Below are 11,837 nucleotides of genomic sequence, written 5' to 3'. Positions count from 1 at the left end.
CCAAACACGAACGAGGGCAGGAAAAATGGTTATTCATCTTCTGACTTGCTTGACGCTCGCAGCCCTCACCAGCTACGTCGTCGCCCTCAAGCTGTTCGCGCTGGAACCCGTGCATGCCACGGACGAACAGGCTCATCGTGTTATGGCACGGGCCAACTAAGGCCCAAGTAGCTGACACTTATCAGCACCTTGTGACTTTCAACTTCCTGTTTGATGCGGAGCACTCGACATGACCCGAGACGTCACCCTGCACGTTAGTTTTCCCAAATTTGGTAATAACTATTACTCACAACATGTCGTCGTACGCAAAAACCGCCAAAACCTGATTGAAGACACTCGCTTCGATGCCTTCATGATGCCCTCGGCGGAAAATCACTTCAGCAATGAAGTGGTGGGCTTCAACGATCAGTTCCGTTTTCTGACGGATGTGTTGGCCATGCATCTTCTGGAAGTTGAAAGTGCGCGACCTGCGCGCAAAGCCCGTCCTTTTGCGCAGTCGCACGCGGTTTAATTCAAAAATATTGAATTGAATGTGCATTATTTCGAATTTGCTTCATTGTTTGTCCCCGCCCACAATCCTCATGCTTTGAGTTCGACGGGAGGTCGCCGCAACGACCTCCCTTTCGTCGTTCTGCCCTTTGAAATGACTAGCACATGCCCCTTCTGTGCGGGAGCTCAGCCACTGCCGGCGCGCTCCTTTTTTCACCTGGAATTCTCGCTTGAAAGCCCTTCTTCGCAGCTTCATCCCCCACTCGCTCAACACTCATCCGGCCGAATGGTCACGCTCGGCGTTAGGCGCCTGCCTGGGGATATTCGTCAGTGCGCTGTTGAGTCAGCAGTTTTTCGGCCTCGATGTCACGTTGCACTTGCTTGGCCCGATGGGGGCGTCGGCGGTGCTGTTGTTCGCAGTGTCGACCGGCGCATTGGCGCAGCCGTGGTCGATCATCGGCAGCTACCTGATATCCGCCCTGGTGGCGCTGTCGTGCGTTCATCTATTTGGGCATACGGTCACGGCGGCGAGTGTCGCGGTGTGTTCGGCGATCGTGATCATGTGCATCTGCCGCTGCCTGCACCCGCCAGGCGCAGCGGTGGCGATCAGCATCATTACCTCAAGGCAGGAGCTGGCCGCGCTCGGGTTGCAGGTGCTGTGGCCGGTAATGCTCAACGCCTGCGCCCTACTGCTCACGGCGCTGATCTACAACAACCTGACGCGGATGCGTTATCCCCACATTCAGCCACCCTCTGCGCCTGCACTTCCTCGAACGGAGCGCGGATTCAACAGCGACGATCTGGACAAAGCTTTGGACGATGTAGGGACGTTCATCGATGTGTCCCGTGAGGACCTCGAAATGATCCTGCTCATGGCCGAAGCCAACGCCCAGCAGCGCAAGCGGGCTTAAATCAACGGGTCCCAACGCTGCGACCAGTCGCCCTTCTCTTTGGCAATGTCACGCAGCAGTTCGAACGCGCGCTGCAAGGTCGATGACGGGTTGTCCCGCGAGTAAACCAGGTACGTCGGGTAGCTGAACTCGGGCGCCAGCGGCACGCGCTCGACGATGCCGCGGTCCAGATACGACTGGACCACCCGCGTGCGAAAGTAACCGGCGCCGCCATTGTCGAGAATGTACTGCAGGGCGAAAGGCCCGAGGTTGAAGGCGACAGCGGCCTTGGATTTTTCTGGCATGGCGGCGTCGTGTTGCTCACGAAACGCAGGGCCCCAATCGATGTACACATAGGGCTCGGGCTTATCGACCACGCGCACCAGAATCAGCTTCTCTTCCAGCAATTCTTCGACCTGCAACGCAGGCCAGTAGGCCGGCCGATACACCAGCGCGGCATCCAGCACCCCCCGCTCGACATCCTTCATCAGCGCCTCGCCGTCCTTGACCTCCGAATGCAGGGCATGGTCCGGAATCGCGTAGCGGATCTCGCGCACCCAACTGAGCATCAGCGGGTTGCACAGGCTCATTTCGGCACCCACTCGCAACACGTGACGATAGCCATCGGGCAGCGGTATCTCCCGTCGCGCGGCGTCCCAGGTTTGCACCAGTTGGTTGGCGAACAGCACAAACGCTTCGCCATCGCAGGTCAGTTTGGCGCCGGTGCGATTACGAATGAACAGCGTGCAGTTGAGGTGGCTTTCCAGCTTCTGCACCCGCGCGGTGATGGCGGTCTGGGTGACGTGCAGCTTTTCGGCAGCGGCCATGAAGCTGCCCAGGCGGACGATTTCGAGGAAGGTTCGGGCGAGGTCAATGTCCATCGGTGGGCTCGGCTGCTGGCTTCAAGGCGTCGGCTTTCAAGGTTGTCGCGCCATGGTAGCGCAGTGGCATGCCGTTCAGCGGGAAAGCGTTGAGGATTGAATCGCAAAGACGATTTCGATCTGGCAGAAATCCCAAATCCGCTGTCTCATGCAGCAGGTTCGTACAGATCACGAGCCCCTCACCTACCCTTCTGCGGAAAACAACATGAAACACGCCCTGCTCACCGGCCTGCTCCTGACTGCCTTCGCCCTGCCCTTCGCGGCGTCGGCCAACGATGACAACAGCCAGTGCCAGATAAACCTGAGCAAAGTTCGAGATGCCAAAGTCGCCAAGCCCAACCTCAGCGATGCCGTGAAAAGCGATGTCGACACCACCGTGCACCGCGCCGAATCGGCACTGGCGCGGCACAACGACGACGGGGCGCGGGAGTGTGTAACGTTGACGCAGCAGGCACTGCAGAAGATTCAGAGCAATTGAGCTAGTCGCAGCACAACAAATCTACTGTAGGAGCAATTCATTCGCGATGCGTTTGTACATTCGACGGATTTGCATCGGATGTACCTGCCTCTCGCGAATGATTCGCTCCCACAGGTTCACGCCGTTATTTAAGTACCAACAACCGATAAACCCCCGCCTCGCTCTCGATCCCATGGGTGTCATGGGTGAACCCGGGAAAGGACCGGTCGAAACTCTCCAGCGCCTTCAGGTACGCCAGCAGCGGGCCATCCGACGGACCGGCATTTTCCCCCGGCATCAGCAGCGGAATGCCTGGCGGATAGGGCACGATCCCCGTCGCGGCGATACGCCCCGCGGCCTCCTCAAGCGTCACCTGCTCGACCTCATTCCTCACCAGTTTTTCATACGCCTCCACCGGGCTGAATTCGGCTTTTGGCAGCGTGCCGAACGCTTGGGCCATGGCGGCTGTGGTCTTGGTTTTCTTCATGGCTGCGAAGATTTCTTCAGCCAGATCCCTCAGGCCCATGCCGGCATAGCGTTGCTGATTGGCCGTCAGCAAATCGGGCAGGCACAGCTCCAGTTCCAGGTTGGTGTCGTAGTCGCGCTTGAAGTCCAGCAGCGCGTTGACCAGCGTGCCCCATTTGCCTTTGGTGATGCCGATGGAGAACAGAAACAGGATGGTGAAATCGGTGGTTTTCTCGACCACGATGCCTTGGCGCCCCAGGTACGCGCTGAGCACGCAGGCCGGGATGCCGAAGTCGAGCAGGTTGCCGTCGTCGCCCATACCGGGGCTCAGGATCGACACCTTGATCGGGTCGAGCATGCAATAGCCGTCTTCGATGTCGCCAAAGCCGTGCCAGACCTCGTTCGGGTGCAGCACCCAGCAATTGGGATCGGCCTTGAGCTTGGCGGGGTCGACTTCGTGAAACGGAATCGAGGTCGCGCCGACCGGCACTGACGGCGGCTGCCAGCAGGAGAAAAACCAGTCGTCGTTGCTGAGCATGTCGCTCTGCATCCGCGAGATGACCTGGCGGAACGCGATGGCTTCCTCGATGGATTCGTTGGTCAGAATCTGCCCGCTGGGCGCCTCCATCATCGCCGAGCTGACGTCGCACGAAGCCATGATCGCGTAGTTGGGCGAGGTCGAGGCGTGCATCATGTACGACTCGTTGAAGCGCCCGTGGGGGATCGGGTTGCGCCCGTTGCGCACGTGAATCATCGAGGCCTGAGACAGCGCTGCGAGCAGCTTGTGGGTCGACTGCGTAGCGAAAACGGTGGGTTTGGACGGGTCATGATCGTCGGGGCTGCCGTGCATCGCGAAGCGATCCTTGTACAGCGGGTTGAAGCGCGCGTAGCCGTACCAGGCCTCGTCGAAGTGCAGGCGGTCGACGCTCTGCCCCAACAGCTCCTCGACGCGGGTAACGTTGTAGGTCAGGCCGTCGTAGGTGGAGTTGGTGACGATGGCGTGCACCGGCGTCGGATCGATGTGGCTTTTGACCAGCGGGTTGCTGGCGATGGCCCCCTTCACGCCCTCGGCGCTCAGGGTCTGCGGCAGGATCGGGCCGATGATGCCGAAGCGGTTACGCGTGGGCACCAGATACGTTGGAATCGCGCCCGACAGCGTCATCGCATGCTCGGCGGACTTGTGGCAATTACGGTCGCAAAGCGCGATCTGGTCGCGGGTCACGCTGGCCATCAGGATCACCCGGTTGGACATCGACGAGCCGTTGGTCACGTAGTACGTGCGATGGGCGCCGAACACCTTGGCCGCATAGCGCTCGCCCTGGCCGATAGGCCCGCTGTGATCGAGCAGCGAGCCCAGTTCACCGACGGAAATCGACAGGTCGGAACGCAGCAGGTTCTCGCCAAAAAACTCGTAGAACGCCCGCCCTGCAGTGCTCTTCAAGAAAGCCGTGCCGCCTGCATGACCGGGTGTGTGCCACGAGTACTCATAACTGCGGGCGAACTTGAGCAGCGCCCCGAACATCGGCGGCAACACGGCCTGACGATAGCGCTCGATGGCCGCCATGATCCGCCCGCTGAGGAAACGGCTGGTGTCTTCCGGCAGCCAGATGAAGTCGTCGGCGTGCTGCATCACGATCAGCGGCACGCTCGATGCAGTGCTGCGATCGCTGATCAGAAACACCGGCACGCGGGTGTTGCGTTCGCGCAGGGCGGTGAGCAGGTCGATGCATTCCTGATGGTCTGCGCTGTCATCCATTTCCCAGCTGAGCAGCACGCACTGGATGGCCGGGTCGGTGCTCAGAATCGACTTGGCATCGCTCAGGCTCTCCGAGGTCAGCACGCTGATGGAGCGCTCCTCGACATCGGCGATCAGCTGGATCAAGGCCCTGCCGAACACGCTGCGTTTGTCGGGCTGCTTGCTGACCAGCAGCGCCAGCATGCCGAGCAGGTGTCTGTATTCCGTCATGGTTGAGTCTCCAAGGTGGCCTGATTCACGCTTTTAAGAGGCAGGTTATTCACAGGAATGGGGTCGCCAACAATGTGCTGCGCGGCGACGGTCTGGGTCGGAACGCTGTTGTTCAGGGCCTCCAGTTTGATCAGGCGCGTGTTGACGAAGCCGAACAGCGTGTAGCCGACGATAGTCGCCACGCCGCCGAGCATCAGCGCCTGCTCGCCGGAGCTGTACAGCGCCAGATAGCTGTAGGCCGCAGCGATGTAGGCGACGATGTTGGTGATCAGTGCCTTGCGGGCCGGCACATTGGAGACCTTCTGCAGGGTCATCAGCGTGGCCATCGACAGGATGTACGGCACCAGGTTAGTCACCACGGCGAGGTTCACCAGGGTGTCGAACTGCTTGGCCAGATCGGGGCTGATGGTCAGCAGGGCCATGGCCGTCTGCATCGCCAGCAGGATCAGCATGCTGATGATCGGCACCCCGTGTTTGTTGGCTTTGGCGAAGATGGGCAGGAAGTAACCGGTGTCCGCCGAGCTCTTGAACACCTGCGCCACAGTGAACTGCCAGCCCAGCAGCGAGCCGATGCACGCCAGCACCATCAGGCCCATGACGATGTTACCAATCAGGGGGGTGAACATCTTAGCGAACACCAGGCCAAACGGCGCGGTAGACGACACCAGCTCGGCGTTGTCGACGATACCGGCAATGACGTTGGTGGAGACGATATAGATCACCGCCGCGCCCAAAGTGCCGCCGAGCACCGCAATGGGCACGTTCTTCTCGGGGTTCTCGACCGCATCGCCGTTGGCGCACGCCGATTCAAGCCCGAGAAACGCCCACAACGTGATCGCCACCGAAGCGCCCGCCGCCTCGTACCAGGTTTTGTCGTGAGGATTCCAGCCTGCGGCGTACACGCTGCTGTCGAACCAGAACCAGCCAACAGTCGACACCAACACCACTGGCGCGATAACCCCCCAAACCGTGACCGAACCAATCCTGCCGGTAATACTTGCGCCGCCGAAGTTGGCAAACGTGGTAATCCACAGCAACGCGATGGTCGCCAGACCGACTTGCAGCGAACCCAGCTTTATACCGAATAACGTCTGGATATAACCCACCGCCGTAATACTGATGGCCACGTTGGCGATCAATAACGACAAACCGTAGGTGTAGTTGGTGATGTAGTTGCCGGACTTACCGAACGTGTATTCGGCATACCCGCCCATCCCGCCGGTCTTGCGGCTGAGCATGCCGCAGCGGGCGAACGCGTAAGCCAGCGCCAGGGAGCCGGTGGCCGTGATCAGCCAGGAGAGGATTGAGATGCCGCCGACTTCAGCGAGTTTGGTTGGCAACAACACGATGCCGGAGCCCAACATGTTGACGGCCGTCAACATGGTGAGTTGTCCCACACTCATTTTCTTTGCGACTGACATTCCGTTGCCTCATGGGGATGAAGTGAGAGGCTTTTAGCTATAGCAAAGGTTTGTTACTAAGCAAGAACGTCTGACAATAAATCAGATAGCGAAAAGCCATCTTCTTACAGCTTCAAAATGAGTAGCGAAGGGGATCGACATGATTGAATAGTGCGGGCAAGTCCGGACGGAAAGGTCGTTTTCGGGATGAGATGACATCCTCATGTTGCGTTCCCGCTTGCCCGCGGTAGCGATTTAAAAGACGCCGCCGCTGGCAAGCTGTGCCGCTACAGGTTTTAGTCAGGAAGGCTGTTTTTCAGACGAGCCATGACGTCGAGGTCCGTGCGCTCGAATCGCAAAGGCGTGGCAGAAATCCCGCCATGGGTCACCACCCAGGTTTCGCTGTCCTCGAAATCGGGCCGTTCGTGACGGTCGATGGTCAGCCAGGAGTAACCCTGTTCGCGCATGTCGGTGCGCTGAGTGATGTTCAGGCCATCCATGCGACCGATGCCCTGTCGGGTGATCTGCAGCAGCCCCGCCTCTTCTGGCGCGACGTCGGGGAAGTTGACGTTGAGGCAGACATCCGCTGCCCATTCCATGCTGATCAGCCGACGAATCACGTCCGGCGCCAGGGCGCGGGCGGCGCCCCACTTCACGGCATCGCGACGGGTGAAAAACTGGCTCAGGGCAATCGACGGTACACCCAGGAGTAGCCCCGCCATGGCCGCGCCAACGGTGCCGGAGAACATTGTTTCAACGCCCAGATTGGCACCTTTGTTGATGCCCGACAGCAGCAATTGCGGCGGCTTGTCCATTAGCTGACGCAGGCCGATCGCCACACAATCCGCTGGCGTGCCCGACACCGAAAAACGCCGTTCGCCACGGGCCTTCACCCGCAATGGGTGATGAAGGCTCAGGGCGTGAGAGATGCCGCTTTGGTCCTGATCCGGCGCGACGACCCAAACTTCATCAGCCAACTCGCGGGCAACCGCCTCCAGGACTTCCAACCCCGGCGCGTCAATGCCATCGTCATTGGTGATCAGGATCCTCTCGATTCGCGGGCTCGACATGCAGTGCTCCTTGGCAGATAAATCGTCAAATGCAGCGTGAGTCATCTGTAGCAGCACGGCTTGCCGGCGGCATTCAGAAGGCGTGACCGATCTCAGACAGTGATGAGGACACCTGTGGGAGCGAATTCATTCGCGAGACGCAAGTACATCCGAGCCAAATCCGTCGTCTGCCCGGACCTCTCGCGAATGAATTCGCTTCCACAGGGTTTGGCGCCAGCCAACAGCTTTGCGCAAAACCTCAAACAAACAACGTAAACAGCGCAAACCCGGCGTACCAGACAATCGCCGCGCGGATGAGCAACTCCCACAGCACGTCCAGGCTGTTCACACCCTCGGCGCCCACCACCGGCGCAGGCACTTCACCGGCCACGCAACCGGCGCGGGTGATCAGGGCCGCCGCGCTGATGTTCCAGTTGAGCAACTCGCTGAGCATCACGCGGCTGACCGCGACGAAGTTGCCCACCAGGGCGAAACTCGCCGCCAGCAAACGCACGGGCACCCAGTCGAAGGCATGACGCAGCTGAGCCGCACGCTCGACCAGCGCAGGCGTCTTGCCATGCTCGGCCGCCAGCGCCAACAGGCGATAGGCCAGCGCCGCCACCGGGCCCAGCACGAAATACCAGAAGATCACCGCGAAGAAGCCCTGATAGACCTGCCACAACAGGTATGTCTGTACGCCGCCGAGCAGCTGCTCTTCATCCTCGGCACGAACGCCCAGATCACGATCGGCCACCAGCACTGCCGCTTCCTGATCGCCCCGTCGGCAGGCATCGCGGAAGGAACCCAGCCTGGCCTTGATATCGCCACGGCCCAGGCTATAGATCAGCACCAACAGGTGAATCGGCAGCGCCAGCCAGCCGTAGGCGACCGAGCCGACGATCACCAGCACCAGCGCCAGAACCAGCAGAGGCAGCAACACCGTCAGCGTCAGAATCCACCACGGGCGCTTGGCCGTACGCGGGTTGGATTCCAGTCGCCCCAATTGATACAGCCAGGGCGCATCACGCTGAACACGTTGGCGCAGGGCCGAAAACTTCTCGACCCACACGGCCAACAGCAACACCAGAAAACTCATCACCTGCTCCTTGATTCAATCCTGCAAAGCCGAACGAAACCGCGCCCAGTCAAAGCATGGCCCCGGATCGGTCTTGCGCCCCGGGGCAATGTCGCTGTGCCCACAGATGCGTGGTGGCGTGATCGCGGGCCAAGCCGACCGCAACTGTCGGGTCAGGGCGATCAGCGCCTGGTATTGCGCGTCGGTGAACGGCTGATCGTCAGTGCCTTCCAGCTCGATGCCGATGGAAAAGTCGTTGCACGTCTCGCGCCCTTCAAACAGCGAAACCCCGGCATGCCAGGCACGGTCCAGACAGGAGACGAACTGCGTCAGCTCGCCATCACGCTCGATGAGAAAATGCGCGGACACACGCAGTTCGGCGATGCTTTCAAAGTAGGGGTGTTCGGTGAGATCCAGTCGGTTCTGGAAGAATTCCTGGACCTTGCCGGTCTTGAATTGCGCGGGCGGCAGGCTGATGTTGTGGATGACCAGCAGCGAAATGTCCGCCTCGGGGCGCGTGTTGAAATTGGGCGAAGGGCAATGGTGCGCGCCGTGGCACCAGCCCGTGGCGGGGTCCAACTGCATGAAGGGTCCTTAAAACCTGAGTCGACAGCGGTCAGTATGCCCGCGATGAGAAGGGATGTGTGCGGCAAAATCCAAGACAACATTCAACTGACTGTGGGAGCGAATTCATTCGGGAGGCGTCGGTCCGCTCATCACCAATGCGTCTGGAAAACCGGATCGCGAATAAATTCGCTCCCACAGGTATGCGCTTAGCCCTTGAGCTTGCGCAGATTCCCGAGCACCGACTCCAGCGCCCGATCGAACAGCAGCGAATCATCCAGCACACGAATCGTGCCGCGACGAAACTCCACGGCCAGCCCCATGCGAGTCTTTTCAAGGACCTTCATGCCGGTTCGATTGACGAACACATAACGACCGCTCGGCTCGACAATTGCGGCCAGCTTGCAACGCAGCTTGTGGTCTTCGTCTTCGTGAAGCTCGACCCAGCTGCCCAGGCGCAATTTATCGACCTGCAGCAGGCATTCGTCGTTCTCCGGCAGATGCACCGCTGGCTCGCTCAGCACTTGCTCGCCCGGCGCTACCAGGACGATTTCTTCGACCACAGCCATCATCGACGGCCCTTCGGCCGAGTCACCCGCTGCCACGTGTGCCTGCTCGTCCGGCCCACGGGTCGCGTGGTTGAAGGCCTGCACGTGCAAGGCTTCGAGCTGGCTGAAAAACTCGCTGGTGGCGAACGGGTCGAACGCCGCACTGCTGAGCCCGTCGCGCAGGGACTTGAGCAAGCCGGGCACCAGCTCCAGCAGACGCTGACGGGCTTCCAGGTCGTCATGGGGCTCGACGCTCCAGATCAGATCGTCCATGGCCTGCAGACCGGCGCGCCATTCGCCGGACTGCTCGCCATGTTTGAGGCAGGTCAGCAGCAGCACCTTGCTCCAGGCTTCCTGCAACAGACGCACGACCACCTCGGGCAGCGTCTTGCCGCGCAGGCGATCGTTCAGGGCCTGTTGCACGCGCTGACGGGCCAGTTCAGCCAGCGCCCGCCCTTCTTCGGCGTCGCGGGTTCGTTGCTCAAGCAGTTCGCTGCGACGGCGCTCATCGCTGGTGAAGGCGAGAAAATCCACCAGCAGCTCGGTGAAGATCGCAGGATCGTCGACGAAATCGTGCAGCAAACGCTGAACGATCTGGTCGATGCGCGTGTACAGCGAGTCGCGCTGCATGTCGTCGCGACCGCCCCAACCCAACGCCGCCGAGGCGATTTCGTTGAGCAGGCGTCGCGCCGGATGGCTGCCACGGCTGAAAAAACTCTTGTCGATGACCGCCACTTTGAGCATTGGAATCTGCAGACGCGCGATCAGCGCACGCAACGAATCCGGCAGGTTACGGTCATCCAGAATGAATTCGAAAAGCATCGAGACCAGGTTGATCACGTCCTCGTCCATCGTACCCACGGTGCGGAATTTCCCGCTGCGGGCACTGACGCGGCTGATCAGTTGTTCGAGCTGCGCGCGCAGGTCGAAGTCGTCCGGGGTCTCGGCGCGGGGCACGTACTGCTGCAGGTGAGACAGCAGACGCAGCAGATCCTGGCTGGAAATCGGCCGGGCTTCGGTGGCGTTTTCAGGGCGCGGGGTGAGGTTGCCGCGCACGAACACGAGCAATTCCTGCATCGCCGAAAACACTTCCTGCACGCTCTTGTCGAGTTTCTCGGCAGCCTGTACCAGTGCGGCATTTTCAGCGCGCTGGGCTTCAGTGGGCGCGGCGGCGCTCGCGGAGCGATCGGAGGCACGCCGAGATGGCAGGACCTTCAACTCCGGCAGCACACCCGCAGCGATCAACAGCAGGTTGGCTTCTTCATACAGCTGGTCGGCGTTGGACAGCGCGTATTTTTCGAAGAGCTTGAGGATGATCAGCTTGACCTTGATCTCCACGCCCAGATTGCGGCCCGCCTGCAAAAAGAAATCGCACAGCAGCGTCGGCCCCAGCGGGTTGCTCTCGTCGGTCAGCGGTTGCGGGATCAGCTCGTTCAGGCGCGTGGTCAGCTGGCTCAGGGCCACGCCGTCACGGTTCATCACCTTGGTCACCATGGCGTCGATCGCCACGGTACGTTCCAGGTCGTCGTTGTGCACCAGCGCGAGTTTGTCGAAGGTAACGGGTTCAGCGAGGATCGGCTCGGCAATCTCATAATTTCCGAGGCGCAGGAAGGCTTCGAAAAATTTGTCCAGGAAGTTGCGCTCGATGCTCTTTCGCTTCAGGCGAAGGTCGCGCATGGCTTCGAAAAAGACGTTCTGCTCGGCGTTGTTGTGCGCCCGGTCGGCCATTTCGAAGAGGGTGTCGTCGGCGTTATCGAACAACGTCTGCAGGCTTTCTTTAAGCTGCTGAGCAGCTTTATCGCGGACCTGCAGCAGAACGACGGGCAGCCGAGCGACAGGCGAGGACCCCGACTGGTCCGGACCCGACTTACTCAAAGGCACCACTTTATTGTCGTTCTGCATCAAGGACTCCTTCCGTCAACCCACTCGCAACAGCCACACTTTCTGACAAACGCAGGATGAGCCTGGGTTTGACCGGTTCTCGAAATTTTGTCCCTGGGGAATACGGCGATAACGTCAAGGCTATGACGTCAAATACAAGGCGCAGTATCTG

Annotated in this window: 10 protein-coding genes; 3 read left to right on the top strand and 7 right to left on the bottom strand. The window is 60.3% G+C overall.

Annotated elements, in window-relative coordinates:
• Positions 1–229 precede the first annotated feature (229 nt).
• Positions 230–511 (top strand): hypothetical protein, encoded by a 282-nt coding sequence (locus tag AC07V9_RS25065; RefSeq protein WP_495018323.1) that lies wholly within the window; start codon positions 230–232, stop codon positions 509–511.
• A 208-nt stretch (positions 512–719) separates the two neighbouring features.
• Entirely contained in the window at positions 720–1,400 is a 681-nt protein-coding gene (locus tag AC07V9_RS25060; RefSeq protein WP_495018322.1) for an HPP family protein, read from the top strand.
• Here the strand turns inward: AC07V9_RS25060 and AC07V9_RS25055 are convergent.
• Positions 1,397–2,260 (bottom strand): LysR family transcriptional regulator, encoded by an 864-nt coding sequence (locus AC07V9_RS25055; protein ID WP_495018321.1) that lies wholly within the window; start codon positions 2,258–2,260, stop codon positions 1,397–1,399. The genes AC07V9_RS25060 and AC07V9_RS25055 overlap by 4 nt on opposite strands.
• Positions 2,261–2,465: 205 nt before the next feature.
• Between AC07V9_RS25055 and AC07V9_RS25050 the strand changes: the two genes are divergently transcribed.
• Positions 2,466–2,738 carry a PA2433 domain-containing protein gene (locus tag AC07V9_RS25050; RefSeq protein ID WP_495018320.1) on the top strand — a complete coding sequence of 91 codons (273 nt, stop codon included), beginning with the start codon at positions 2,466–2,468 and terminating at the stop codon, positions 2,736–2,738.
• A 124-nt stretch (positions 2,739–2,862) separates the two neighbouring features.
• On the opposite strand, the gene AC07V9_RS25045 is transcribed toward AC07V9_RS25050, so the two are convergent.
• The 6 genes from AC07V9_RS25045 to AC07V9_RS25020 form a co-directional block, all read right to left on the bottom strand.
• Positions 2,863–5,148, bottom strand: a complete 2,286-nt coding sequence (locus AC07V9_RS25045; protein WP_495018319.1) for an Orn/Lys/Arg family decarboxylase — start codon at positions 5,146–5,148, stop codon at positions 2,863–2,865.
• A complete protein-coding gene (gene potE, locus AC07V9_RS25040; protein WP_495018318.1) occupies positions 5,145–6,569 on the bottom strand; it encodes a putrescine-ornithine antiporter in 1,425 nt (474 codons plus the stop codon). Before potE ends, AC07V9_RS25045 begins: the two co-directional genes overlap by 4 nt.
• Before the next feature lie 275 nt (positions 6,570–6,844).
• Positions 6,845–7,618 (bottom strand): 5'/3'-nucleotidase SurE, encoded by a 774-nt coding sequence (gene surE / locus AC07V9_RS25035; RefSeq protein WP_495018317.1) that lies wholly within the window; start codon positions 7,616–7,618, stop codon positions 6,845–6,847.
• Positions 7,619–7,856: 238 nt separating this feature from the next.
• Positions 7,857–8,693: a regulatory signaling modulator protein AmpE gene (ampE, locus tag AC07V9_RS25030; RefSeq protein ID WP_495018316.1), complete on the bottom strand. Its 837-nt coding sequence runs from the start codon at positions 8,691–8,693 to the stop codon at positions 7,857–7,859.
• 15 nt (positions 8,694–8,708) lie between these two features.
• Positions 8,709–9,257 carry a 1,6-anhydro-N-acetylmuramyl-L-alanine amidase AmpD gene (gene ampD / locus AC07V9_RS25025; RefSeq protein WP_495018315.1) on the bottom strand — a complete coding sequence of 183 codons (549 nt, stop codon included), beginning with the start codon at positions 9,255–9,257 and terminating at the stop codon, positions 8,709–8,711.
• Between the two features lie 188 nt (positions 9,258–9,445).
• The gene (locus AC07V9_RS25020) at positions 9,446–11,686 is read right to left on the bottom strand and encodes a DUF1631 domain-containing protein (RefSeq protein ID WP_495018314.1); all 2,241 of its coding nucleotides are present in this window, start codon (positions 11,684–11,686) and stop codon (positions 9,446–9,448) included.
• Positions 11,687–11,837 lie beyond the last annotated feature (151 nt).

The organism is Pseudomonas sp. GW821-FHT02A11 (assembly GCF_059421985.1).
The sequence above is the reverse complement of the archived record's forward strand: the minus strand, read 5'-3'. Positions and strand labels throughout refer to the sequence as shown.